Raw genomic sequence first — 26,026 nt, forward strand, 5'->3', positions numbered from 1 at the left:
CCGCCGCCTGTCTCACGCGTCCCAGAGCGCCCCGAGGGTGACGAGTTCGGTCGCGTGCTCGACCCGGTCCGCCCACTCTCTGGGCCACGCGTCGGCCCCCGCGTACGCGCCCGCGAAGGCCCCGGCGAGGCAGGCGATGGAGTCGGAGTCGCCGCAGGAGCAGGCGGCGCGGCGCAGGGCGGTCACGGGTTCCTCGGGGAAGAGCAGGAAGCACAGCAGCCCGGTCGCCAGGGCCTCCTCGGCGATCCAGCCCTCCCCAGTGGCCAGGCAGGGGTCGGCCTCGGGGTCGGGGGCGCGCAGGGCGGCCTCCAGGCGGTCGAGGATCGCCAGGCACTCGTCCCACCCGCGCGCGATGTACTGCTCGGCGGAGGCGGCCTGGCTGCGGTTCCACAGGTCGCCGAGCCACGCGTGGTGGTAGCGGCTGCGCTGGGCGAGCGCGTAGGAGCGCAGCAGTCCCACCAGGTTCGCCGGTTCGGCGCCGCCCGCCAGGACGTGCACGGCGTGGGCGGTGAGGTCGGAGGCGGCGAGGCCGGTGGGGTGGCCGTGGGTGAGGGCGGCCTGCAACTGGGCGGCGCCCGCGCGCTGTTCGTCGCTGAGTCCGGGGGCGAGCCCTATAGGGGCGACGCGCATGTTGGCGCCGCATCCCTTGGAGCCGATCTGGCTGGCGTCCTGCCAGGGGAGTCCGGGCTGTTCCAGCCGCCCGCACGCCCTGAGGCAGGTCCCTCCGGGCGCCCTGTTGTTGTCGGGCGAGCGGTACCAGTCGAGGAACTCCCGGCGCACGAACTCCTCCAGGGCGCGCGGCCCGAGCACCCCGCGGTCCATGGCGGCGCGCAGCCCGCGCGCGAGGGAGAGGGTCATCTGGGTGTCGTCGGAGACGTACGCCTGGGCGGGCAGCCGCATCGCGCGCCAGGGGCCGAACTTGGCGATGATCGACGGGACGTCGTTGAACTCCGTCGGGAACCCGAGGGCGTCCCCCAGGGCGAGCCCGATGAGGGCCCCGGTGGCGGCGCGTTTGCGGACGGTGGTCGTGGAGCTCATGCGGTGGGTCCTTCCCCAGGCGGTCGTGTCGGCCTCAGCAGCGGCGGGTGGAGGGTCGTCGCGGTCCCCGCGCGGTAGAGCGCGGCGGGCTTGCCGCGGCCGCCCGTGAGCCGGGCGGCGGCCCCCGGGACCGGCTCGACGAAGCCGGGCGTGGCGAGGACCTTGCGGCGGAAGTTGGGCCGGTCGAGGGCGGTGCCCCACACGGTCTCGTAGGCCTGCTGGAGTTCCCCGAGGGTGAACTCGGGCGGGCAGAAGGCGGTGGCGAGGCAGGTGTACTCGAACTTGGCGCCGACCCGTTCCCGGGCGTCGGCGAGGATGCGGCCGTGGTCGAAGGCGAGGTCCCGCGCGCGGGCGTACGGCGTCCAGCGGGCGCGGGCCGCGTCGCCGCCGCCGCGGGGTTCGGGCGGGCCGGGGAGCAGGGCGGTGAAGGCGACGGAGACGACGCGCATCCGGGGGTCGCGGCCGGGGTCGCTGTAGGTGCGCAGCTGTTCGAGGTGGAGTCCGGAGACGTCGGTGAGGCCGGTCTCCTCGGCGAGTTCGCGGCGGGCGGCGGTCTCGGCGGACTCGGCGGGCAGCAGGAATCCGCCGGGCAGCGCCCAGCGGCCGGCGTAGGGCTGCTGTCCGCGTTCGACGAGCAGGACGTGCAGGGCGCCGGCGCGGACGGTGAGGACCGCGAGGTCGACGGTGACGGCGAAGGGCTCGTAGGCGTGCTTGTCGTACCCGCCCGCCCTGTCCGTCCCGGTCACCCGCCACCCCCTTTATGGTCGGCACGACCATTAGCCGCCCTGACCATAAACACCCGCCCCACTCGCCCGCAAGCCCTCAGGCGCCCCCAGGAGTGCCTTTTCGCGCACGCACGACGGCCGACCCCGGAGAGCCCGGGATCGGCCGTCAGAAAGCCGTACAGCCGCCTTCTAGAGGTCGACCTCCTTCATCAGCATGCCCACCTCGGTGTTCGACAGACGTCGCAGCCAGCCCGACTTCTGGTCGCCGAGGGTGATCGGCCCGAAGGAGGTGCGCACGAGCCGGTCGACGGGGAAGCCCGCCTCGGCGAGCATGCGGCGCACGATGTGCTTGCGGCCCTCGTGCAGGGTCACCTCGACCAGGTAGTTCTTGCCGGTCTGCTCGACGACCCGGAAGTGGTCGGCGCGCGCGAAGCCGTCCTCCAGCTGCACGCCGTCCTTGAGCCGCTTGCCCAGGTCGCGCGGGATCGGGCCGACGATGGCCGCGAGGTAGGTCTTCTTCACGCCGTACCGGGGGTGCGTCAGCCGGTGCGCCAGCTCGCCGTGGTTGGTGAGCAGGATGACGCCCTCGGACTCGGTGTCGAGCCGCCCCACGTGGAAGAGCCGCGTCTCCCGGTTGGTGACGTAGTGCCCGAGGCACTGCCGCCCCTCGGGATCCTCCATCGTGGAGACGACCCCGGCGGGCTTGTTCAGCGAGAAGAACTGGTACGACTGCGTCGCCACCGTCAGCCCGTCGACACGGACCTCGTCCTTCTCGGGGTCGACGCGCTTGCCCTGCTCCAGGACGATCTCGCCGTTGACCTCGACGCGCGCCTGCTCGATCAGCTCCTCGCAGGCCCGCCGGGAGCCGTAGCCCGCGCGCGCGAGGATCTTCTGGAGCCGCTCGCCCTCCTGCTCGGCGCCCGGGAACGTCTTGGGCGGCTTGACGTCCTTCTTGTCGGCGTACCGCTCCCTGTTGCGCTCCTCCGCGCGGGCCTCGTACTCGCGCGAGGTGCCCGGCGCGGTACGGCCGGTGCGCTGCTGCTGGCCCTGCTTGGGGCCGCCCTTCGCACCGCCGCGCGCGGAGGCGCCGCGACCGGACTTCGGGCCGTCCGGGGTGGCCCCGGGACCGACGTCGTAGCGGCGCTCCTCGGGGCGGGGCTTGCGGGGCCGGCCGGCCTGGCCGCCCTGCTTCTGGTCCCTGTCGTTGCCGGCGCCGCGGTGGTTACCGCGCCCGCCGCTCTTGCCGCTGCCGCTGCTTCGCATCAAAGTTCCGTCGTCGTCGTTTGTTCGTCGTCAGGCCCCGGGACGCCGTCATCGGGGGCGTCCGGATCGAACGACGGAACGCCCTCCTGCGTCTCGGCCTCGATCGCCTCCGCCTCCGGGAGGAAGGGCGCGAGTTCCGGAAGCTCGTCCAGACCGCGCAGGCCCATCCGCTCCAGGAAGTAGTTCGTCGTCCCGTACAGGATCGCACCTGTTTCGGGTTCCGTGCCCGCCTCCTCCACCAGACCGCGCTGCGACAGGGTGCGCATCACGCCGTCGCAGTTCACCCCGCGCACCGCCGAGACCCGGCTGCGGCTGACCGGCTGGCGGTAGGCGACGACCGCCAGGGTCTCCAGGGCCGCCTGGGTGAGCCGGGCCTGCTGGCCGTCCAGGACGAAGCCCTCCACGGCCGGCGCGTAGGCGGGCCGGGTGTAGAAGCGCCAGCCCCCGGCGACGGCCCGCAGCTCGAAGCCGCGGCGCTGCGCGGTGTACTCGTCGGCCAGTTCCCTGAGGGCGTCCGCGATCTGCCGCCGGGGCCGCTGGAGGATCTTCGCGAGGTGCTCCTCCGTGGCCGGCTCGTCGACGACCATGAGGACGGCCTCCAGGGCGGGCTTCAGCTCCAGTTGTGCGACGTCCCCGCTCACACCGTCTCCTCCGTGCTCTTGTCGAACTCGTCGGTGACGGCGGCCCCGTCCCCGTCCCCGCCGGTCCACCGCACGAGCAGCTCGCCCAGCGCGGTCTCCTGCTCCAGCTCCACGGCCTTGTCCCGGTACAGCTCCAGCAGCGCGAGGAAGCGGGCGACGACGGTCAGGGTGTCGCCGTCGACGTCCTCGATCAGCGCCCGGAAGTCGGCCTCGCCCAGCTCCTTGAGCCGCGCGACGACGACCAGGGCCTGTTCCCGGACGCTGACCAGGGGCGCGTGGATGTGCTCGACGTACACCTGGGGCCTGGGCCTGGGCTGCATCGCCTTCACGGCGAGCTTGGCGAACCCTCGCGCCCCGATGCTGATGACGACCTCGGGCAGCAGCTCCGCGTGGTGCGCCTCCAGGCCGACGGTCCGGGGATAGCGCCGGCCCTCCTTGTCCAGGCGGTGCTGGAAGATGTCGGCGATCTGCTTGTACGCCCGGTACTGGAGCAGCCGCGCGAACAGCAGGTCCCGCGCCTCCAGGAGCGCGAGGTCGGCCTCGTCCTCGACCTCGGCCGCCGGCAGCAGGCGGGCCGCCTTGAGGTCGAGCAGGGTGGCGGCGACGACCAGGAACTCGGTCGTCTGGTCGAGGTCCCAGTCGGGCCCCATCGCGCGGATGTGCGCCATGAACTCGTCGGTGACCTTCGACAGGGCGACCTCGGTGACGTCCAGCTTGTGCCTGGAGATCAGCTGGAGCAGCAGGTCGAACGGCCCCTCGAAATTGGCCAGCCGGACCGTGAAGACCCCGTCGGGAACCTCCCCAGAAGCCCCTGAAGCCCCCTCAGAGGGCCCCGGAGCCTCTCGTACGGCCTCGGCGGCCCCCGGAGTCTCCTCGGGCGCTCCAGGCCCCCTCCCGAGCGCGCGGCGGCGTGGGCCGGGGGCGCCGGGGGCGGAAGAGGGGTCAAACGCGGTCATAACCCCCGCAGGCTACCCCTACCGCCCCCGCAGCCGGCGGACGAGGATGCTCGCGTCACCGCGGGCCTCCAGATCGGCCAGGACGACCGCGACCGCCTCGCGGACGATGCGCCCGCGGTCGACGGCGAGTCCGTGTTCGCCCCGGAGCACCAGACGGGCGTGCTCCAGGTCCATCAGCTCCTCGGCGGAGACGTAGACGGTGATCTTCTCGTCGTGCCGCTCCCGGCCGCTGGGCCGCCGGTTGGCGGCGCGGCCCCGTTTGCCCGCGGAGGCAGAACCTTCCTGCGCCCCCGCGCCCCGGGCCCCGCGGCTGCGCGGTTCGTCCCCGTCGACCGGGTCGGCGTCGGCGGCGACGTGTTCGGCACCCTCGCCGTCCCCGCCGCGCGCGGGCACGGCGGGCGGGGCGTCCTCGGCGGACGCGGACTGCGCCGCGTCGCTCTCCCCGGCCTGCCCCGGTACCCGGCCCTCGCCGGGCCGCCGGGGCGAGGACGGCTGGAGCGCCGTTCCCCCTGTCGTGCGGAAGAGTTCGTCGGCCCCCGGCAGACTCACTCGGCGTGACACCGGGCGAGCACCTCCCTGGCGAGCTGGCGGTAGGCGGCGGCGCCGACGGAGTTGGAGGCGTACGTGGTGATCGGCTCGCCCGCGACCGTGGTCTCCGGGAAGCGGACGGTGCGGCCGATGACCGTGTGGTAGACGTGGTCGTCGAACGCCTCGACGACGCGCGCGAGGACCTCACGGCTGTGCACCGTGCGCGAGTCGTACATGGTCGCCAGGATGCCGTCCAGCTCCAGCTGGGGGTTGAGCCGCTCCTGGACCTTCTCGATGGTCTCGGTCAGCAGCGCCACACCGCGCAGCGCGAAGAACTCGCACTCCAGCGGGACGATCACCTTGTGGGCGGCCGTCAGCGCGTTGACCGTGAGCAGACCGAGCGAGGGCTGGCAGTCGATGACGATGTAGTCGTAGTCGTCCATCAGGGGCTTCAGCGCCCGCTGGAGGGTCGACTCGCGGGCGACCTCGGAGACCAGCTGGACCTCTGCCGCCGACAGGTCGATGTTGCTGGGCAGCAGGTCCATGTTGGGGACCGCGGTCTTCAGCAGGACCTCGTCGGCCGACATGCCCCGCTCCATGAGCAGGTTGTAGACGGTGAGGTCGAGCTCCATGGGGTTGACGCCGAGACCCACCGACAGCGCGCCCTGCGGGTCGAAGTCCACGAGCAGCACCCGCCGGCCGTACTCCGCGAGCGCGGCACCCAGGTTGATGGTCGACGTCGTCTTGCCGACGCCGCCCTTCTGGTTGCACATCGCGATGATCGTGGCGGGACCGTGCTGCGTGAGCGGTCCCGGGATCGGGAAGTACGGCAGCGGACGCCCGGTCGGGCCGACGCGCTCGCGGCGCTGGCGCGCCGCGTCGGGCGCGAGCGTGGCCGCGTACTCGGGGTCGGGCTCGTATTCGGCGTCGGGGTCGTAGAAGTGCCCCTCGGGCAGTTCGTCGTAGTCGGCGAGTTGGTTGTGGGGCGCGCCACTTCCGTCGCCGGCCATGGCGTTCACGTGATGGCCATCCATGCTCTGGTGTGCTGTCCGCAGGGTCTGCGGACTCTGGTGGGCTGCGAAGGTGCGCACAGCTACGGAGCCGACAGCCTCGAATCCCTGGGGGCCCTCGGCCCGTACAGGCATTCCTGGTTGACCACCCCCGGGAGAAAATGTCGACTCATTCACAAGTCGTCTTACCTCCTTGGTGACCAGGAAACTTCTAGACAAGGTCAGCGTGGCACCATGCCGACGGTTGGCGACTCTATGGCGTGTCGGCCGTTCGCAGCAACACAATCCGCCGGACCCGGCCGGATGTGTCGGCAAAGGAACATCTCGCTGTCAAGGGCGTAAGGCCGTCGCACAGCAGGTTTCACCGGTGCGCGAATCGGTCGAACGGTTATGTTCGAGGCGAGTTGACCGAGTATCGCAAAGTGACCATACACACATCCGGCCGGACCTTATGGGGCAAGGTCCGGCCGTGCGCGTGTCGTTGACGCTTCTTGTTGACGTATCGCCTTTATGAAACGGTGACTTGAGGCCCTGCGGCGCCTGCGGAGCGGGCCTCCCGCCCCAACTCCCGCTGTCAGAAGCCCAGGTCAGCCCAGCAGTGCGGCCAGTTCGACGTGCTCCAGGCCGTGCGCCTCGGCGACCTCGCGGTAAACCACCTTGCCGTCATGGGTGTTGAGCCCCTTGGCGAGCGCGGGGTCACGGCGCAGCGCCTCGGCCCAGCCGCGGTCGGCGAGCTCGACGATGTACGGGAGGGTCGCGTTGGTGAGCGCGTGGGTGGAGGTGTTGGGGACCGCGCCGGGCATGTTGGCGACGCAGTAGAAGACCGAGTCGTGGACGGTGAAGGTCGGCTCGGCATGGGTCGTCGGACGGGAGTCCTCGAAGCAGCCGCCCTGGTCGATCGCGATGTCGACAAGGACACTCCCGGGCTTCATCCGCGACACCAGCTCGTTGGTGACGAGCTTCGGCGCCTTGGCGCCCGGAATGAGGACGGCGCCGATGACGAGGTCGGCGTCCAGGACGGCCTTCTCCAGTTCGAAGGAGTTGGACATGATCGCGCGGACCTTGGTGCCGAACACCTTGTCGGCCTCGCGGAGCTTGTTGATGTCCTTGTCGAGCAGCGTGACGTGGAAGCCCATGCCGACGGCGATCTGCGTGGCGTTCCAGCCGGAGACCCCGCCGCCGATGACGACCGCCTTGGCGGGCTGGGTGCCGGGCACCCCGCCGGGCAGGACCCCGCGCCCGCCGGCCGAGCGCATCAGGTGGTAGGCGCCGACCTGGGGCGCGAGCCGTCCCGCGACCTCGGACATCGGTGCGAGCAACGGCAGCGCGCGGCCGGGCAGTTCGACCGTCTCGTACGCGATCGCGGTGGTCCCGGACGCCACCAGCGCGTCGGTGCACTCCTTGGAGGCGGCCAGGTGCAGGTAGGTGAAGAGGACCTGGTCCTTGCGCAGCCGGTGGTACTCCTCGGCGACCGGCTCCTTGACCTTCAGCAGCAGGTCGGCGGCGGCCCAGACCGCGTCGGCGGTCTCCAGGACGACGGCGCCGGCCGCGGCGTACTCCTCGTCCGCGATCGAGGAGCCGATGCCGGCCCCGCGCTCGACGACGACCTCATGGCCGTGGCGCACCAGTTCGTGCACGCCGGCCGGGGTGATGGCCACCCGGAACTCGTTGTTCTTGACCTCGCGGGGGATGCCGACCTTCACGTCGATCACGGTCCTTGGCTGGGGGGACGCGTACGGAGCCGCACACGTGGACGTATACCGGGATTTATCGCACAAGAAGGCGCGACACAGCCAGTCTAATGAAGGTGTTCCCGCTGTCTAGCCTTTCAAAGCATCATTCTTCGGAGGATGCACTACGGATTTCGTAGGTGTTAGCCGCGTGTTCCGCCTCGGAATCACGGGGAGCGCGCTTCTCCGCCAGCAATCGCTCGGCCGCCGTGCGGTGCACCCGGGCCGCCGCCGGGTCGCCGAGGTGCTCCAACGTGTCCGCGAGCCGCAGCTGAAGAGCCGCCTCCAGGCGCCCGTCCTCCGCGCGGCGCGCCCACTCCACCGCCTCCTGGCAGGTGCGCAGCGACTCCTCGGGCCGCCCCGCGTACTCCTGGACGCGCGCCAGCTCGCTCAACGCGCGCGCGTGGGCGGCCACATCGCCGTTCTTGCGGTGCCCCTTGGCCGCCGCCCGCCAGGACCGCTGGGCCTCGCCGTAGCGGCCCGCGTAGGTGTGCGCGGTGGCGATGCGGCCGTACAGCCGGGCGGCGTCGGGGCGCTCGTCGCGGGCCAGCCGCTGGGCCAGGGCGCGGCCGTACCAGTCGGCCGCGCGGTCGTAGTCCCCGAGCTCCAGATGGGCGCCGCCGATGGATTCCATCGCGCGGCCGGTCGCATAGGGGTCGTTCGCCTCACGGCCGGCGTCCAGCGCGGCCCGGTAGCGGACCAGGGCCTCCTCGGTACGGCCGGTGCGGGCGTCGACGTCGGCGAGGTTCAGCAGCGCGGCGGCGCGCTCGCGGGGCAGGTCGCGGCGTTCGGCGACGTCCAGGACGAGCTGGTGGACGCCGTACAGGTCGGGCGCGGCCTCCTGGGTGCCGACGTGCGCGACCATGGCGCGCACCAGCTGGGACATCAACCGGCGGGCCAGGGTGTCCAGTTCGCCGTCGGCGACCGCGAGGCGGGCCGAGGCGAGCAGGGCCGGGCGGCGCAGCCGCAGCCAGTCGGCGGCGGCGCGCGGGCCGGGGAAGCGCAGCGCGCGCGGCAGGCCCTGGAGGCGGGCGCGGGCCTGGGGGTTGTCGGTCTCGGTGATGGCCCGGCAGGACTGGAGCAGCCGTACCGTGCGCTCCAGCATCCGCGCGCGCGCCAGGTGCAGTTCGGCGGGGCGGTCGTGGGTCTCGGCGGCGGCCTTCAGCAGGGGGTGCAGACAGCCCGGGACGACGTACTGGGGCAGCGGCGAGGGGATGGGGTGCAGCAGGCCGAGGCCGGCCAGGTCGTCGAGGGTGGTGCGGGCGGCGCCGACCGAGCAGCCGGCCAGCGCGGAGGCGGTGTGCGGGTCGACGAGGCCGGCCGGGGCGAGGCTGAGCAGTCGCAGTATCCGCGCGGCCGGCGCGGGCAGCCCGGCGTGCACCAGCCGGAAGACCCGGCTCAGCGGGGTGCCGTCGTCGCCCTCGGCGTGCAGTTGCTTGGCGAGGTCGGCGACGGCCGCCGTCGGCCGCGCGGCGAGCCAGCCGCCGGCCAGGATCAGCGCGGCGGGCTGCCCGTGGCAGACCTCCACGAGCGCCTCGGCCGACCTCGGGTCGACGGTCACCCGCACCGACCCCGTCGACCTGGTCAGCAGCTCCAGCGCCGACTTGGTGTCGAGCCCACCGAGCGTGCAGGGGCGGACGTCGGAGATGCCGGTGAGGGGGCCCGAGGAGACGGCGACGACGAGACAGTCGGCGTTGTCGGGAAGCAGCGCGTCGACCTGTTCGGCGCCCGCCGCGTCGTCCAGGAGCAGCAGGGCGCGGCGGTCCGTGAACGCCTCGCGCAGGGCCGCCGACAGGTCGTCCTCGTCGGCGCCCGCCGGAGCCGGCACCCCCAGTTCGGCCAGCAGGTCGCGGGCGGCACTCTCGACCGGGACCGGGGTGCCGTCCGGCTCCGCGAGCCGCGCCCGCAGCACCCCGTCGGGGTAGCGTCCGGCGACCTGGCGGGCCAGCTCCTCGGCGAGTGCGCTGCGGCCGGATCCCGGGCGCCCGGCGATCAGCAGGACGCGCGCGCGGGGTGCTTTCTTGCCGACCAGCGTGTCCAGGCCCACCCGCTCGATGTCGGCCCGGAGTTCCTTCAACTCCCTGGTCCGGCCCAGGAATTGGCCCTCCGACGCAGCGAGTCCCGACAGCACGGCGCCGCCTGTGTCCACTGCCTGATCCGTCACGGGCCACGCTCCCGTCTCACCACGCGCGCTAGGCCCGCCGGAGCTCCGAACAGGCACGTCGAGAGCCTAGTTCACGCTCTGCAACCTTCCCTGCGGAGCACGACGGTGACGCTCCTTCAGGTCGCCCGATCGGATCAGGCGATGGTCACACCGCAGTCCCCCCGCCTCACGCCTCGAACGGCCGAGCCGGCCACTCCGCGTCCGCCGGGCGGAGCGCCTCAAGCCCCTCCCCCGCCCGGGCCGCCGCCAGCGACAGCACGCCCACCACGAGGCAGTTGTTGTGCAGCTCCCCCGCGAGCACCCCCCGGACCAGCTCGGCGACCGGCACGCGCGCGTACTCCATGTCGGCCTCCTCGTCCTCGACCTCGAAGCGGCTGCCCTCGGCCTCGGACAGACCCCGGGCGAGGAAGATACGCACGGCTTCGTCGCAGCCGCCGGGGGTGGTGTAGACGTCGGTGAGGACCCGCCAGTCCTCGGCCTTGACGTGGGCCTCCTCGTACAGTTCGCGCTGGGCGGCGTGCAAAGGGTTCTCGCCGGGGACGTCGAGCAGGCCGGCCGGGATCTCCCACAGCTTCTGGCGCACGGGGTGGCGGTACTGCTTGATGAGCAGGACGCGGTCCTCGTCGTCGAGCGCGAGGACGGCGACCGAACCGGGGTGGACCTGGTAGTCGCGGCGCACGACCGAGCCGTCGGGCATGACCACGTCGTCCGTGCGGACGGAGGTCTTGTTGCCGGTGAACGGGGTCGCCGTCGCCCGCGTCTCCCACTCCTGCGGGGTGTCCTTGATCGTCATCGCCCTTACCTCTTCCACGTGCGCAAACGAAAACCGGGGCGCCCCCGTTGAGCGGGAGGCACCCCGGCCACCGTACAACCGGCCGTGTTACTTCGAACTCTTCGCTTCCACCGCCGCCTTCACCAGGCCGGCGAACAGCGGGTGCGGCCGGGTCGGCCGGGAGCGCAGCTCCGGGTGGGCCTGGGTGGCGACCAGGTAGGGGTGGACGTCGCGCGGGTACTCGACGTACTCGACGAGCTTGCCGTCGGGAGAGGTGCCGGAGAACAGGATCCCGGCCTTCTTCTCCAGCTCCGCGCGGTAGGAGTTGTTGACCTCGTAGCGGTGGCGGTGCCGCTCCTCGACGTACTCCTTGCCGTCGTACACCTCGCGGACGATGGAGCCCTCGGCGAGCTTCGCCGGGTACATGCCCAGGCGCATCGTGCCGCCCATGTCGCCCTCGCCGGCGACGATGTCCAGCTGCTCGGCCATCGTGGAGATGACCGGGTGGGCCGTGGCCGCGTCGAACTCGGTGGAGTTGGCGTCGGGGATGTCCGCGAGGTTGCGGGCCGCCTCGATCACGATGCACTGGAGGCCCAGGCACAGGCCGAGGAGCGGGATCTTGTGCTCGCGGGCGTACTTGATGGCGCCGACCTTGCCGAGCACGCCGCGGTCGCCGAAGCCGCCGGGGATGCAGATGCCGTCCACGTCACCGAGCTGGGCGGCGGCACCCGCCGCGGTCTTGCAGTCGTCGGAGGTGACCCACTTGATCTTCACGCGCGCCTTGTTGGCGAACCCGCCCGCGCGCAGCGCCTCGGTGACCGAGAGGTAGGCGTCCGGAAGGTCGATGTACTTGCCGACCAGGGCGAGCGTGATCTCGTGGTCGGGGTTGTGGACGCGGTCCAGCAGGTCGTCCCACGTCGTCCAGTCCACGTCCCGGAACGGCAGGTCCAGCTTGCGGACGACGTACGCGTCCAGGCCCTCGCCGTGCACGGTCTTCGGGATGTCGTAGATCGAGCGGGCGTCGGGGCAGGCGACGACGGCGGACTCGTCGACGTCGCACATCAGGGAGATCTTGCGCTTGATCGCGGTCGGCACCTCGCGGTCGCAGCGCAGGACGATCGCGTCGGGCTGGATGCCGATGTTGCGCAGCGCGGCCACCGAGTGCTGGGTGGGCTTGGTCTTCAGCTCACCGGACGGGCCGATGTACGGAAGGAGCGAGATGTGGACCACGAACACGTTGTCCCGGCCGACCTCGTGCCGCACCTGGCGGACGGTCTCCAGGAACGGCAGCGACTCGATGTCGCCGACCGTGCCGCCGACCTCGGTGATGACGACGTCGACCGCGTCGGTCGCCATCCGGCGGATGCGGTGCTTGATCTCGTTGGTGATGTGCGGGATGACCTGCACGGTGTCGCCCAGGTACTCGCCCCGGCGCTCCTTGGCGATGACGGTGTTGTAGACCTGGCCGGTGGTGACGTTGGCCGAGCCGTCGAGGTCGCGGTCGAGGAAGCGCTCGTAGTGGCCGATGTCCAGGTCGGTCTCGGCGCCGTCGTTCGTGACGAACACCTCACCGTGCTGGAAGGGGTTCATCGTGCCGGGGTCGACGTTCAGGTACGGGTCGAGCTTCTGCATCACGACGCGCAGGCCACGGGCCTTCAGCAGCATGCCGAGGCTGGAGGCGGTCAGGCCCTTGCCGAGCGAGGAGGCGACGCCCCCGGTGACGAAGATGTGCTTGGTCGTCGTGGCTGTGCCGTTTCGAAAAGCAGGCGGCTGCATGGCCAAGAGGGGGCTCCCGTGGTCGCGGTCTGGGGGTCGCTGCGGTTCGGGGGTTTCGTGACCTCCGGTCCACGGGCTACCAGCGTATCAGCGCCTCAGAGGGACGGCGTCCGGGCACGCTCCGCGCCCGAGGCGACACGGAGGCGTACCGCGCGCCCCCGCGCGCGCCACCCGCCGATCCTTTCTTTGGCGTGTGTTTGCACGATCCTTGACGCCGCTTTCACCCTGACTCACCCATTCGGCCGATGCGCGTTGCCGCGAGCGGCACACAGATCATCTACGTGAGTCGTATCCTGCTCAGACACTCACTGCCGAGCCCTCCCGCGCACCACGGCACACCCCCGCCCGTAGGTACCGGAACAACGAGCGCTCGTCAGTTCGTTGAGCGAAATATGCCGTTTCGCCGCCGGTGGGACGGATGCTTTGCTTCACACCGCTCAACGACATGCACAAACACCGACCCCTTGACCGCGTCACCCCCGCCTGGGGGGTGCCGTGGCCGTTCTACTGGAGTTGCACGTGGCCGGGCGCATCGAAGACTACGCACTCATCGGAGACATGCAGACCGCCGCTTTGGTCTGCCGGGACGGCACAGTCGACTGGCTGTGCCTGCCCCGCTTCGACTCCCATGCCATCTTCGCGGGCCTGCTCGGCACGGAGGACCACGGCTTCTGGCGCCTGGGCCCCGCGTACACCGGCGACAGCGCGCCCCCCGCGACCCGGCGCACCTACCGGGGCGACTCCCTGATCCTGGAGTCGGAGTGGGACACCCAGCGCGGCACGGTGCGGGTCACCGACTTCATGCCCCCGCGTGACGGCGCCCCCCAGCTGATCCGCATCGTCGAGGGCGTCTCCGGCCGCGTGCCGATGCGCTCCACCCTGCGCATGCGCTTCTCCTACGGCCGCATCGTCCCCTGGGTGCACAAGCACGAGGGCCGTACGGTCGCCGTGGCCGGCCCCGACTCGGTGTGGTTCGACACCACCGCCGAGACCTACGGCAAGCAGCTGACGACGTACTCGGACTTCACCGTCGCCCCCGGTGACCGGATCGCCTTCACCATCTCCTGGCAGCCCTCCCACAAGGAGCCCCCGGCCCTCCCCGAGCCGGAGGCGTCCCTGGAGGCCACCGAGGAGTTCTGGCGCGAGTGGGTGGAGCACTGCACCTACCACGGCCCCTACCGCGAGGCCGTCGTCCGCTCCCTGATCACGCTGAAGGCCCTCACCTACGCCCCCACCGGCGGCATCGTCGCCGCGCCGACCACCTCCCTGCCGGAGGACATCGGCGGGGTGCGCAACTGGGACTACCGCTACACCTGGCTGCGCGACGCCGCGATCACGCTCTCCTCGCTGCTGCGCACCGGCTACCGCGAGGAGGCCCGCGCCTGGCGCGAGTGGCTGCTGCGCGCGGTCGCGGGCGACCCCGAGAACCTCCAGATCATGTACGGCATCGCGGGCGAACGCGAGCTGGGCGAGGCCGAACTGGACTGGCTGCCCGGGTACGAGAACTCCGCCCCGGTCCGCGTCGGCAACGGCGCCGCCCACCAGCTCCAGCTCGACGTCTACGGCGAGGTCACCGAGGCCCTGCACCTCGGCCACATGACCGGCCTCGCCCGCAACGACTACGCCTCCCTCCTCCAGCTGAAGCTGATCCGCTACCTGGAGACCCACTGGGACGAGCCCGACGAGGGCATCTGGGAGGTCCGCGGCCCGCGCCGGCACTTCGTCCACTCCAAGGTCATGGCCTGGGTCGCCGTCGACCGCACGATCAAGCTCATCGAGTCCGGCGACGCCGACGGCCCCCTGGAGCGCTGGCGCGAACTGCGCGACGACATCCACCGGGACGTCTGCGAGAAGGGCTACGACAAGGAACGCAACACGTTCACCCAGTCCTACGGCTCGAAGGAACTGGACGCCTCCCTCCTGCTGATCCCCCAGATGGGCTTCCTGCCCCCCGACGACAAGCGCGTCATCGGCACCATCGAGGCGATCCAGCGCGAACTGTCCACCTCGGACGGCTTCATCCTGCGCTACCCGACCTCCGGCGGCGACGACAACGTCGACGGCCTCCCCGGCGACGAAGGGGCCTTCCTGGCCTGCTCGTTCTGGATGGCCGACGACCTCGCGATGATCGGCCGCGTCGACGAGGCGAGGAAACTCTTCGAGAAGCTCCTCTCCCTGCGCAACGACCTGGGCCTCCTCGCCGAGGAGTGGGACCCCCGCCTGCAACGCCAGGTCGGCAACTTCCCCCAGGCCTTCAGCCACGTCCCCCTGATCGACACTGCCCTGCGGCTGACGGCGTCGGGGGCGTACGGCGGCTAGGCCGGCTGTGGGATCCCAGATCCCGCGTCCAATTCCGCGTCGTGATGTCCACGGCGGGTCCAATTGGACAGGGTGACGGGATCCATGCCTCGTAGCCGACGGATTCCCCATTCCGTGTACCCCGGCATGCCCGCCGCCGTAAGCGATGGCACGTTGGGCATGCCAGCTGCGTTCGGCAGCCGGGAGGGCTGCCCGAAGAACGCGGGGTCGGGCTTGATGGCAGTCGATGATTTGCCCAGTTCAGTGACGGTGAGCGTCCGTCAGCGCGGTGGGAATGCGGTGGCGGATCTGGACTGGGCTGACGCTCCGCTGTCGCTTCTCGCGGGTGCCGTGCCGTGGCGGACGTTCCGCTGGTACGCGGGGCAGAAGCACTACTCGGGGACGTACTGGTCGGCGACGGTCGCCGACCACGTGATCTACGAGTCGAGGTTGGAGCTGGGGCGGCTGCTGTTCGCCGACTTCGCCAGGGATGTGCGGCAGATCGTCGCCCAGCCGTTCCTGCTCCAGGCGGAGGTCGACGGTAAGGTCCGCAGGCACATCCCGGACTATCTATTGCTGACCGACAGCGGTCCGCTGGTCGTGGACGTCAAGCCGCGGCACCGGCTGACGAAGCCCGAGGTCGCCGTCACGTTCGCCTGGACGCGCAAGGCAGTGGAAGCCCGCGGTTGGCGCTACGAGGTGTGGTGCGAGCCGGATCCGTATGTCCTGGAGAACATCCGGTTCCTGGCCGGCTACCGGCGGGACTGGCTGTTCGATGGCGCGCTTCTGGATGAGCTCCGTGCGCAGGGACTGTCGGGCAGGTCGCTCGGGGAGGTTTTCCTGCTGCTGCCGGGGCGTCCTCGTCCGCTGGTGAAGTCCGCGGTTCTGCACCTGCTCTGGAGCGGGCACGTGTCCACCGATCTGGAGCGTCCGCTAAGCGCCGGGCACGTGCTGTGGGTGGCGGCGTGAGCGGGGCTGCGGCTCGACTCGGCGTCGGGAGCCGCTTGCGGTTGGACGGCGAGAGCGTCGAAGTCGTGGAGTTCGCGAGCCTGGTGACCGGGATGGAGGTCGTGCTTCGGGACGGCCGCGGCCGGTTGCTGCGGATGAGCGTGCGGGAACTGCTGACCTCGGAGCGGGCAGTGGTCGTCCCCACCGGCCCGAGCAGTCTCGCCGATGCCCGCGACCTGGCTGCCGTGGTGCTCGACCGGCTGACGAAGGGGGAGCGGAAGGAGGTCCTCAAGCGGGCCGAGCACGTGCGGGAGGTGTTGACCGGCTTCCGTTCGGGCAGCGGGGAACTGCCCCGACCTGGCGAACCGAAGCCGCAGTACGGCCAGGGGGTTTCCAGAGGTGAGCGGGCTGCAGCGAAGGCCGCCGAGCTGGGGGTCAACGAACGAACCATCCGCCGGTGGGTGAAGGACTTCCTGGAGAGCGGCGAAGCGGGTCTTGCTCCGCGCAGGGCTCCGGCGGACGGCGGGTTGCGCAACGCCGATCCGCGGTGGGTCGAGACAGCGGAGGCAGTCCTCGATGAGTACCAGGACGAGTCGACGCCCTCCATCAAAGTGGTGCTGGAGCGGGTGGAGGCCCGTCTGCCGGTCGCCTTCCCGGACGAGGTGGTGCCGGTCCCGAAGCGGACGGCCGCTTACCGGTGGATGCAGGAGCTGGAACGGCGAAAGCCGACGTTCCGGCTGAGCGCGAAGCGCAACCGGGACATCGCCGACCGCCCGAAAGGGGTGCACGGGAAGCTTCGGCCGACACGGCCGGGTGAGTACCTGCTGATGGACACCACCCGGCTGGACGTGTTCGCACTGGACCCAGTCACTCTGACGTGGGTGCAGGCGGAGCTGACGGTCGCGATGGACTGGTACACCCGGTGCATCTGCGGGATTCGGGTGACCCCGGTGTCGACGAAGGCCGTCGACGCGGCGGCGGTGCTGTTCCAGACCTACCGGCCCCGTCCCGTCCCGGCGGCCTGGCCCGTGGGGGCGGCCTGGCCCGATCACGGGGTTCCCCGGCAGGTCCTGGTCGAGACGGAGGCGATCCACGGGCCCGTCACCGGGGCGGTCGGCCCGGCACTGGCCCCGGAGACGCTCGTGTTGGACCACGGGAAGATCTACGTGTCAGCCCACCTGACGAGCGTTTGCCGGCGGCTGGGGATCTCGATCCAGCCGGCCCGCCTGCGAACGGGCCGGGACAAGGGTCCGATCGAGCGCTTCTTCCGCACTCTGCGCGAGGACCTGCTGCAGCGGCTTCCCGGCTACAAGGGGCCGGACATCCACTCCCGCGGGCTCAATCCGGAGAAGGACGCCTTCTTCTTCCTCCACGAACTTGAAGCGATCATCCGCGAGTGGGCGGCGCTGGCCTACCACCACAAACCGCACACCGGGCTGCTCGACCCGCACCTTTCGGCTCTGAGGCTGTCCCCGGCGAAGATGTTCGAGCACGGACTCGCCAGGGCCGGCTACATCGAGGTGCCCAGCAGCCCTGATCTGGCCTACGAGTTCCTGGACGTCACGCGGCGGACCGTCCAGAGCTACGGTGTCGAGATCGAGCGCCGGCGCTACAACGGCCCGGCGCTGGACGGCCTGCGCGACATGGTCAACAACGGGGTCGAGCTGGAGCAACGGCGCTGGGACTTCTTCGCCGACCCGGACGACATCAACCAGATCTACTTCCGGGACCGGGAACGCAAGTGGCACGCGTTGCGGTGGGAGCACGCCGCCGGGCAGGACATGCCGCTGAGCGTCGAGGCGCTGCAGTTCGCCCGGCGCCTGGCAGCACAGAAATACACCTACCCGAACGACCGGCTCGCCCTGTCCCTCCTGCTGGAGCGGTGGGACCTGGGCCTGGGGAACTCGCTGGCCGAACGCAGGATGGCCCTTCGCCTCTCCCGCGAGCAGGTGGCCCTGCCCCTGCCTGCGACGCAGGAACCGGTCAGCGGGCTGCCGTCTGTCGCCCGGGTCCTGTCCTTGCCCGACCAGCCCATCCAGCCTGCGATCGAGTCGACCGCCGAGCCCGTGGCAGGCGACGACGACGCGGACGGCCTGGAGGAACTGGCCGAGGACATCGACTTCTACGCAACCGCTCTGAGGGACACCGATGACGATGACGAGTAGCTCCCGCGGCGGCCGAGACGATGGCGCCGATCTGCGGTCCAAGCTGGACCGCCTCACGCTCTCCCGCAAAGAGGGCTTCCAGCGCATGGCGGAAGCACCACGGCGGGCAAAGCCCGAACAGTTGTCCCGTCGACAGCTCAAGCAGTTGGCCGACTCAGCCCTGGGCGAGTACAACCGCGACCGCCGCAAGTGGCACGCGAACCTCGGTCCCCTTCAGACACCGCAGCTCAAAGCCCTGCACGAGGACCTGTGGGACATCTTCGACAGCAACGAGCAGGACGGAGACAAAGTCAAGGGCGCCATCGCGCTCGACGCCTTTCCCGGGCTGGGGAAGACCACCGCGGTGCTCGCGTTCGCCCGCAGGCTCCACCGCCGGATCATCAAGGAACAGGGCCGCTACACCGACGAGGGGCACGAGCGCTGGCCCGTCTGCCGGGTCGGGCTGACCAGCAACACCGGCATGCGGGACTTCAACCGGGCCATCTTGGAGTACTACGGCCACCCGGGCCGGTTCCGGGGCACCGCCGCCGACTTCGGCTTCCGGGCCCTGGACTCGGTGCTCTCCTCGGAGACCCAGCTGCTGATCGTCGACGACCTCCACTTCCTGAAGTGGAGGAACAGGACTGGGATCGAGGTCAGCAATCACTTCAAGTACATCGCCAACGAGTTCCCGGTCACCTTGCTGTTCATCGGAGTCGGCCTGGAGCGGCAGGGCCTGTTCAGCGAGGGCTGCAGCGACGACGCCGTGGCCCTGGCGCAGACCGGACGCCGCACCACGCCATTGGGCCTGGCCGCGTTCTCGATTACTTCCGAGGCAGGCCGCATCGGCTGGCGCAGCATCCTGCTGGCGATCGAGGAGCGCGTAGTCCTCGCCGACAAGCACCCCGGGATGATCGCTGACGAACTCTCCGATTACCTCTTCGCCCGCAGCGGCGGGCACATCGGCTCGCTCATGACCTTGATCAACCGAGGTTGCCAGCGCGCGGTCCGCACCGGTGCCGAACGCCTGGACAAGCCGCTGCTGGACAAAGTGAAGGGCGACGCCGCCTCGGAGAAGCAACGCGAAGAGCTCCAGCAGGCATTCGACGAGGGCCGACTGACCAGCAGGCCCTCGAAGGAGGAGTCGTGAACGATGCCCGCACGCTCGCGATCCGCGTCCTCCCGATGCCCGGCGAGAGCATCGACAGCTGGCTGGAAGCCCTCGCCCGACGCTCACGCACCCCCCTTCCCGGCCTCCTGGATGCGCTCGGTCTGAAGACCGATGCACGATTCGACCGCACCCACACCCTCCTCGGCCTTCCCCCCGAGAAGCTCCGCCCTTTGGAGAAGATGGCAGGACTGCCAACGGGCTGGCTCGACCGAACGGTCATCGCGCCCGAGATTTTCGGCCGCTTCGTACCCCACTGGCGATTCTGCCCGCAGTGCCTGTGTGAGTCCCACGGACGAGGGCTGACGAACTGGTGGCTGCCCTGGGCATTCGCCTGCACCCGACACAGCGCCGTCCTGCAGGCCCTCTGCCCGTCTTGCCGCAAGGAGCCGCGCGAGCGCGGGCCCAGGTCACTGGGGGTGATCCAGCCCGGGCACTGCATGCGGCAAACCGACCGCAGGAGCCTCTGCGGGGCCGACCTCACTGCCGTCGAATCCAACCGCCTGGAACAGACGCACCCTCTACTCCAGGCACAACGGGCCCTCGACCGCATCAGCATCGACCAGACCACGGCCGCAGACACCACCTTCAAGCACGTCGACCACTGTCTGACCGACCTGGCCGACTCGCTCACTGCGGAAGACTTCCAGGAACTGGGCAGCACGTTCGAGGACTCCTGGAAGCGGTTGTTCCACAACTCCGCAGCGTCCTTCACCGAGTACGGAATCTGGCGGCTGCGCGAACGAGGAAGGGAGATCCTCACCCCGGAGTTTCTGCACGAGCGGTACGTGAAGAACCGCACCCCTCTACGCGAACTCGCCGAATCCTTCTCCCTGCCGCGCGCGTATGTGATCAAGAGAGCCAAGGAACTTGGCGTTCCCGTCTATCGCGGCAATCGCCCGCATATCTTCGACGACGACTGGCTGCGCGACCAGTACGTCACGCATCACCGCTCCTCCATCGAGATCGCGCGAGAGACCGGAGCCGACAACGGTTCGGTCCTGCGGCGCCTGGCGGGCCTCGGCATCCCGCGTCGCATCGCAGGGAACAAGGGGCTGCACCGCTACCAACAGCAGCCCGCCGACCACTCGCTTCCCACCTCGATCCGCCGCGGCATTGAGGAGGCAGCGAACGGCTGGCTCGGTCTTCGCCGGTTCCAGATCCTCATGGCCTTCCCCTCCATGACGACAGCAGCCGACTACCTCGGCATCCAGCCCAGCCGCCTCTGCGATCAGATGAAGAAGCTAGAAGAGGCCCTCAGCGTCCAACTTTTCGAACGCTCAGTCCGCCACAGCCCGCAGCGCCCGACCATCCACGGAGAACGGCTCCTGCAGGAACTCATAGAACCGAAAGTTCAACACCTCATGGGCAAGGCCCTCGAAGAACGGATAAAGGATCTACCCCGGCGCGAAGACCTCGACGCTGCAGCGGCCGTCTTCGACGGCCAGGGAACCGCCCTCACACCCTTGCACCCCCACGAACCGACACCCCGGCCCCTACGCATCCCCGCCGCGATGGTCCCGCTTCTCCAGCACCTCTTCGAGATGTCGGAGAAATCCACCTACGAGAGCCAGATCCACTCGGCCACCGGCTTCACCCGAGCCGCTCTCCACCGACACCTGAAGACGTTGCGCACCAGCGGCTGGCTCCACAGCCGACATGAAACCCGAGAAGAACGAGGCACCCCCGGCCGATGCCGCACCTTCTACTGGCTCACTGCCGCCGCGCGCCAGATCCCGCTCAGCGAGATCGTCGCCACCTCAGCCAACCAACGGAGGAAAAGGACATCTCAGCAGGACGGAGCCATGGACACGTCGACAGAACCACACAGAACACCTGCAGGCCAAGGCCACCCGAGTGGACGAGGCCAACTGGAACCCACACCGGCGTAGGCCGAGGTCAGGACAGGTCCCGCTGCCGGGCCGGCCGGGGCGGGATCGGTCCGCCGGCCCGGTAGCGTCGCCGTATGGACAGCCCCGTGAACGGCCCCCTGAGCGGCCCCGTCGAGTTCGAGCGCACCGGCATCACCGTGCGGCGGGCGCTGGAGCTGCCGGGGCTGCGGGGCGGGCTGCCGGAGGTGCTGGCGGGCGCGGACCGGCTGGAGCGGGCCGTGCGGTGGGTGCACGCGGGCGAGGTCCCGCACATCGCCTCGCTGCTGAAGGGCGGCGAACTGCTCCTGACCACCGGGTACGGCCTCGGCACCCGCCCCGCCGAACAGCGCGCGTTCGTCCGCACGCTGGCCGAGCGGGGCATCGCGGCGCTGGTCATCGAACTGGGCCCGCGGTTCACCCGGCTGCCCGCCGCCCTCGTCGACACCGCCCGTACGACCGGGCTGCCGCTGGTACAGCTCCATCGCGAGGTGCCGTTCGTGACGGTCACCGAGGAGATCCACACCGAGATCGTCAACGGGCACTACGCGCTGCTCCAGCGCGCGGAGGAGGTGCACCGGCGGTGCACGCAGGCGCTGCTGGGCGGCGGGGGCATCCCTCAAGTGCTGCGCATCCTGGCCGACTTCAGCGGTAATCCGGTGTTCCTGGAGACGGTCGAGGGGCAGTTGCTGTACGCCGCCGGGGCGGGGTCCGAGGGGGCCGATCCGCTTCAGGTGTGGGAGGGGCTGCGGGGGGCGCGGAAGGAGGCGCCTTCGGGGGCGGTGGTGGTGGATGTGCCCGGGGACATGAGCGCCGGTTCTCCAGGGAACGCCGGTTCACCGGGGAGCGCGGGTCCTGCGCGCGCCCGGCTCGCGCTCCTTCCCGTGCGCTCCCCGCTCGCCCCCGTACACCGGATGGCGGCGGAGCGGGCGGCCGGGATTCTCGCGGTCGTCCTCATGCAGGCGCGCCAGGAGGAGGAGCTGGCCGCGCGCGGGCGGGGGGACTTCCTCACGGACCTCGCGGAGGGCCGGATCGCCGCCGAGGACGCCCCGGCGCAGGCACGCGTCCTCGGGTTCAAGCCGGGCGCGGGCCCGCTGCTGCCGGTGGTGATGCGGCTGGGCGACCCCGGCCGCTGGGCGCTGCTCGCCCGCGCGCTGGCGGAGGAGCTGGCGTCGGCGGGCGTCCCGGTCCTGCTCGGGGTGCGGCCGGTCGAGGGCCGGGTCCTGGTCCTGCTGGGCCTGCGCACGGAGCAGGAGCGCGCGACGGTCGCGGACCGGGTCGCGGCGGCGCTGCGCGCGGGCGTGGACCGCACCGGCGCACGCCGTCCGGGCGCGCGGGCGCCGGTCGTGGTCGTCGGGGTGGCGGGCGGCTGGCCGGCGGCGTCGGCGGGCCTGCGGCACGCGGCGGAGACGGCGACGGCGGCCGAGGGCCTGCCCGACCGGCCCTGGTACGACGCCCGCCGCCTCGACATCGACCTCCTGCTGTGGCGGCTGCGCGACCACCCCGACCTGTCGGCCTTCGTGGACCGCGCGCTCGGCGCCCTGCAAGCGCACGACCGCCGCGCGAAGCCCCCGCTCCTGCCCACCCTGGAGACGTACTTGGCCCACGCGGGCCGCAAGGCGGAGACGGCCCGCGAACTCCACCTCAACCGGCAGACCCTGTACAACCGCCTCGCGCGGATCGGCGAGTTGCTGGGGACGGACCTCGAAGACCCGGAGACGGTACTGGCGTTGAGCCTGGCGCTGCGGGCGCGCCGGCACGTGCGCTAGCGCCGGCCGCTTCTCCGGAGAGCCCCTTTCAAGGAACCCCCTTCAGAGAAGGCCCGTCAGCCGATCGGCCGAAGCTGCGTCAACTCGTCGTACACACTCAGCACTTGCGCCACCGTCTCGTCCTCCGTCGGCCAGGTCGCCGCCTGCCTCACCCCCGACTCCCGCAGCCGCTCCCGGCGTTCGGGGTCGCCGAGCAGGCGCAGGACGGCGGCGGCGAGGGCGACCGGGTCGCCGGACGGGATCAACTCGGCGGCGTCGCCGACCAGTTCGCGGACTCCGCCGGTCGCGGGGGCGACCAGCGGCACCCCGGCGTGCAGCGCCTCCTGGGCCAGGACCGAGCGGGACTCGTCGGCGGCCGGGAGGAGGGCGAGGTCGGCGGCGGTGAGGAGTTCGGGGAGGTCGTCGCGGCGCCCCACCAGCCGTACGGGCAGGCCCTCTTGCTCGATGCGCAGCTGCAAGTCGGCGCGCAGCGGCCCCTCTCCGGCGATGACGGCGAGCGGGAGCGGGTCGAGGCGGCGCCAGGAGCGGGCGGCGTCGAGGAGGACGTCGTAGCCGCGGTGGCGGTCGAGGGGGCCGGCGGTGAGGAGCAACGGGCGTTCGGTGGCGCCGAGTTCGGCGCGGACCTTGGGGCCCGGCGGTTCGGCGGCGAGGGATGGGCGGCGGCCGGGGAGGGCGCAGGCGGCGAGACGGGCGTCGCGGGCGCCGGTGGAGCGGGCGCGGTCGACGAGTTCGGAGGTCGCGCCGAGGACGATCGTCGCCGCCTTCACCACCCGCCGCTCCAGCAGGCGCAGCAGATGGGCCCGGGCGCCTTCCGCGCGGGCCCGGTTGTGCCAGGTCACGACCAGCGGGGTGCGCCGGCCGCCGAGGGCGAGGGCGGCGCGGAAGGAGGCGTGCAGCCCGTGCGCGTGGACGAGGTCGGCGTCCGCGCAGGCCGCCCGCAGCGCCGCGACGGACCCGGGGTCGCTGCTGCGCGGCACGGGTGCGTGATCGGCGCCGGCGCCGGAGAAGTCGTAGGCGTGTTCGGCGTCAGCGGGGGCGCACACCGTCACCCGTACGCCCCGTGCGACGAGCCCCTCGGTCAGGGAGCGCACATGGGCGCTGCTCCCGGCGTCGCCGCCGCCCAGCACCTGCACGGTGCGCAGCGGCGCCTGGCCCTGGGACGAAGGGCTGCTCACGTGGCTCACGCGGCCGGGGCTCCTGAGTTCGGCTTCGGCGGGGGACGGGCACGAGGAAACGTACCGAAGGAGGAGCCGGTGGCGTGGACCGCACACGTTCCTCCGTCCCTCCAGGTCTCCCGCCAAGGATGCCAGCACGCACGGGTGTTCCGCCCCACCCGACAACCCGGACCCCGCCCCGCCCGCCCTGCTGTCACCCACACGAGTGAGGGCGGGGGGTTACGGGGGAACGGATGTACGGGACGCTGTACGAAGAGAAACCCGTTACGCGTCCCCCCGGGCCGTCGCCAGCAGCTCCTCCGCGTGCGCCCGGGCCGTCTCGGAGTCCTCCTGCCCGGCGAGCATCCGCGACAGCTCGCGCACCCGTTCCTCCCCCTCCAGGACCTTCACCCCGGAGCGGGTGACCGACCCGTCGTCGGTCTTCTCGACCAGCAACTGCCGGTCGGCGAACGCCGCGACCTGCGGGAGATGGGTGACGACGATGACCTGGGCCGTCTTCGCGAGCTTCGCCAGGCGCCGCCCGATCTCGACCGCCGCCTTGCCGCCGACACCCGCGTCGACCTCGTCGAAGAGGTACGTCGGGACGGGGTCGGTGCCCGCGAAGACGACCTCCACCGCGAGCATCACGCGCGACAGCTCACCGCCGGAGGCGCCCTTGGCGATCGGCCGGGCCGGAGCGCCCGGGTGCGGGGCGAGGAGGAGTTCGACCTCGTCGGCGCCCGCGGGCCCGTACGCGACCGTACGCCCGTTCACCTCGACGCCCGCCGCGTCCTCGGTCTGCCGGATCGCGAAGGACACGCGCGCGTGCGGCATCGCCAGGGACGCGAGTTCGGCGGTGACGGCGGCGGCGAAGCGTTCGGCGGCCTCGGTGCGGGCGTCGGTCAACGCCTGGGCCAGCGCGCCGAGTTCGCCGCGCAGGGCGTCCCGCTCGGCCGTCAGCTCGTCGATCCGCTCGTCGTCGGAGTCCAGCTCGGTCAGCCGCGCCGCGCTCGTCTGCGCCCACTCCAGCACGGCGTTCACGTCGGCGCCGTACTTGCGGGTCAGCGCCGTCAGCGCCGCCCGGCGTTCCTCCACCGCCGCGAGCCGCAGCGGGTCGGCGTCCAAGTCGTCGGCGTATCCGGCGAGTTCGCCCGCGACGTCGCCGAGGAGGATGCCCAGCTCGCCGATCCGGTCGGCGAGGGCGGCCAGCGCGGGGTCGTAGGAGCGCACCGCCTCCAGGGCGCGCTGGGCGCCCGCCACGAGGGTCGTCGCGTCGATGCCCTCCGGGTCCTCGGGGTGGCCGGCGAGGGCGGCGTGCGAGACGGCCGCCGCCGACGACAGCGCCTCCGCGTGCCCGAGCCGCTCCGCCTCCTCCGCCAGCTCCGCGTCCTCGCCGGCGCGCGGTTCGACGGCCGCGATCTCGTCGAGGCCGTAGCGCAGCATGTCGGCCTCCTGGGCCCGCTCACGCGCGCGCGTGGTGATCTCGTCCAGCTCCTGGACCACCGCCCGCAGCCGCCGGTAGGCCCCGCCGTACCCGGCGAGCGGCCCTGCGACCGCGTCCCCCGCGTACCGGTCCAGCGCCTGCCGCTGCCGCGTCAGCTTCAGCAGCCCCTGCTGATCGGTCTGCCCGTGCACGGCCGCCAGTTCGTCGGCGAGCTCGGCCAGCACCCCGACGGGCACGCTCCGCCCCCCGACATGCGCCCGCGACCGCCCCTCGGCGGACACGGTACGGCTGATCAGCAGCGCCCCGTCGTCCAGTTCGGCCCCGGCCTCCTCGGCCCGTACGACGACGGCGGCGCCCGGCGGCAGCGAGATCCGCCCCTCGACGACCGCCCGTTCGGCACCGATCCGCACCAGCGCCGGATCGGCCCGCCCACCGAGCAGCAGCCCCAGGCTGGTGACCACCATGGTCTTGCCCGCACCCGTCTCACCGGTCACGGCGGTGAACCCGGGCGACAGTTCGACGACCGCGTCGTCGATGACTCCGAGGGACCGTATCCGCATCTCTTCCAGCACGCAGAAGACCATACGAGGTGGGGCGGGAGAAGCGCGAGGCGCCCTTGTCACCCGGACG

The 26,026-nt window shown here is 71.5% G+C and carries 19 protein-coding genes; 6 read left to right on the top strand and 13 right to left on the bottom strand.

The features are described 5' to 3' along the window. Positions 1-12: 12 nt before the first annotated feature. The 11 genes from ACYUD3_RS30540 to ACYUD3_RS30590 all read right to left on the bottom strand — a co-directional run bounded on the left by ACYUD3_RS30540 (position 13) and on the right by ACYUD3_RS30590 (position 12,603). Complete coding sequence (locus ACYUD3_RS30540) at positions 13-1,038, bottom strand: ADP-ribosylglycohydrolase family protein (RefSeq protein ID WP_470976805.1); 1,026 nt, start codon at positions 1,036-1,038, stop codon at positions 13-15. Further along, a complete protein-coding gene (locus tag ACYUD3_RS30545) occupies positions 1,035-1,784 on the bottom strand; it encodes an NUDIX hydrolase (protein WP_470976808.1) in 750 nt (249 codons plus the stop codon). Before ACYUD3_RS30545 ends, ACYUD3_RS30540 begins: the two co-directional genes overlap by 4 nt. Before the next feature lie 168 nt (positions 1,785-1,952). Next, complete coding sequence (locus ACYUD3_RS30550) at positions 1,953-3,026, bottom strand: pseudouridine synthase (RefSeq protein WP_470976811.1); 1,074 nt, start codon at positions 3,024-3,026, stop codon at positions 1,953-1,955. Continuing rightward, positions 3,026-3,667 carry an SMC-Scp complex subunit ScpB gene (scpB, locus tag ACYUD3_RS30555; protein ID WP_470976814.1) on the bottom strand — a complete coding sequence of 214 codons (642 nt, stop codon included), beginning with the start codon at positions 3,665-3,667 and terminating at the stop codon, positions 3,026-3,028. The genes ACYUD3_RS30550 and scpB overlap by 1 nt, the downstream gene beginning before the upstream one ends. Beyond that, entirely contained in the window at positions 3,664-4,623 is a 960-nt protein-coding gene (locus ACYUD3_RS30560) for a segregation and condensation protein A (RefSeq protein WP_470976817.1), read from the bottom strand. The genes scpB and ACYUD3_RS30560 overlap by 4 nt, the downstream gene beginning before the upstream one ends. An 18-nt stretch (positions 4,624-4,641) precedes the next feature. Continuing rightward, positions 4,642-5,184 carry a hypothetical protein gene (locus ACYUD3_RS30565; protein ID WP_470976820.1) on the bottom strand — a complete coding sequence of 181 codons (543 nt, stop codon included), beginning with the start codon at positions 5,182-5,184 and terminating at the stop codon, positions 4,642-4,644. Continuing rightward, positions 5,169-6,296: a ParA family protein gene (locus tag ACYUD3_RS30570; protein ID WP_470976823.1), complete on the bottom strand. Its 1,128-nt coding sequence runs from the start codon at positions 6,294-6,296 to the stop codon at positions 5,169-5,171. The genes ACYUD3_RS30565 and ACYUD3_RS30570 overlap by 16 nt, the downstream gene beginning before the upstream one ends. 452 nt (positions 6,297-6,748) lie before the next feature. Further along, a complete protein-coding gene (ald, locus tag ACYUD3_RS30575; RefSeq protein ID WP_470976895.1) occupies positions 6,749-7,864 on the bottom strand; it encodes an alanine dehydrogenase in 1,116 nt (371 codons plus the stop codon). Positions 7,865-7,997: 133 nt separating this feature from the next. After that, on the bottom strand, positions 7,998-10,055 hold the full coding sequence (locus ACYUD3_RS30580) for a tetratricopeptide repeat protein (protein ID WP_470976826.1): 2,058 nt from the start codon (positions 10,053-10,055) through the stop codon (positions 7,998-8,000). 166 nt (positions 10,056-10,221) lie between these two features. Continuing rightward, positions 10,222-10,848: an NUDIX domain-containing protein gene (locus tag ACYUD3_RS30585; RefSeq protein ID WP_470976828.1), complete on the bottom strand. Its 627-nt coding sequence runs from the start codon at positions 10,846-10,848 to the stop codon at positions 10,222-10,224. An 87-nt stretch (positions 10,849-10,935) separates the two neighbouring features. After that, a complete protein-coding gene (locus tag ACYUD3_RS30590; RefSeq protein ID WP_470976898.1) occupies positions 10,936-12,603 on the bottom strand; it encodes a CTP synthase in 1,668 nt (555 codons plus the stop codon). 519 nt (positions 12,604-13,122) lie between these two features. Between ACYUD3_RS30590 and ACYUD3_RS30595 the strand changes: the two genes are divergently transcribed. The 6 genes from ACYUD3_RS30595 to ACYUD3_RS30620 all read left to right on the top strand — a co-directional run bounded on the left by ACYUD3_RS30595 (position 13,123) and on the right by ACYUD3_RS30620 (position 22,798). Next, positions 13,123-14,922, top strand: coding sequence for a glycoside hydrolase family 15 protein (locus ACYUD3_RS30595; protein ID WP_470976901.1), 1,800 nt, complete (start codon positions 13,123-13,125; stop codon positions 14,920-14,922). Between the two features lie 330 nt (positions 14,923-15,252). Next, positions 15,253-15,870 (top strand): TnsA-like heteromeric transposase endonuclease subunit, encoded by a 618-nt coding sequence (locus ACYUD3_RS30600; RefSeq protein ID WP_470976831.1) that lies wholly within the window; start codon positions 15,253-15,255, stop codon positions 15,868-15,870. 41 nt (positions 15,871-15,911) lie between these two features. After that, positions 15,912-18,014, top strand: coding sequence for a helix-turn-helix domain-containing protein (locus ACYUD3_RS30605; protein ID WP_470976834.1), 2,103 nt, complete (start codon positions 15,912-15,914; stop codon positions 18,012-18,014). After that, a complete protein-coding gene (locus tag ACYUD3_RS30610; protein ID WP_470976837.1) occupies positions 18,004-19,143 on the top strand; it encodes an AAA family ATPase in 1,140 nt (379 codons plus the stop codon). Before ACYUD3_RS30605 ends, ACYUD3_RS30610 begins: the two co-directional genes overlap by 11 nt. Continuing rightward, positions 19,140-21,053, top strand: coding sequence for a TniQ family protein (locus ACYUD3_RS30615; RefSeq protein WP_470976840.1), 1,914 nt, complete (start codon positions 19,140-19,142; stop codon positions 21,051-21,053). The genes ACYUD3_RS30610 and ACYUD3_RS30615 overlap by 4 nt, the downstream gene beginning before the upstream one ends. 74 nt (positions 21,054-21,127) lie before the next feature. Beyond that, on the top strand, positions 21,128-22,798 hold the full coding sequence (locus ACYUD3_RS30620) for a PucR family transcriptional regulator (protein ID WP_470976843.1): 1,671 nt from the start codon (positions 21,128-21,130) through the stop codon (positions 22,796-22,798). A gap of 56 nt (positions 22,799-22,854) precedes the next feature. Here the strand turns inward: ACYUD3_RS30620 and ACYUD3_RS30625 are convergent, their stop codons facing one another. Together ACYUD3_RS30625 and recN are read right to left on the bottom strand one after the other, a co-directional pair. Beyond that, entirely contained in the window at positions 22,855-23,982 is a 1,128-nt protein-coding gene (locus tag ACYUD3_RS30625) for a glycosyltransferase family 4 protein (RefSeq protein WP_470976846.1), read from the bottom strand. Between the two features lie 255 nt (positions 23,983-24,237). After that, positions 24,238-25,980, bottom strand: coding sequence for a DNA repair protein RecN (gene recN, locus ACYUD3_RS30630; RefSeq protein WP_470976849.1), 1,743 nt, complete (start codon positions 25,978-25,980; stop codon positions 24,238-24,240). Positions 25,981-26,026: the final 46 nt, after the last annotated feature.

The organism is Streptomyces sp. AMJ-169, assembly GCF_055597585.1.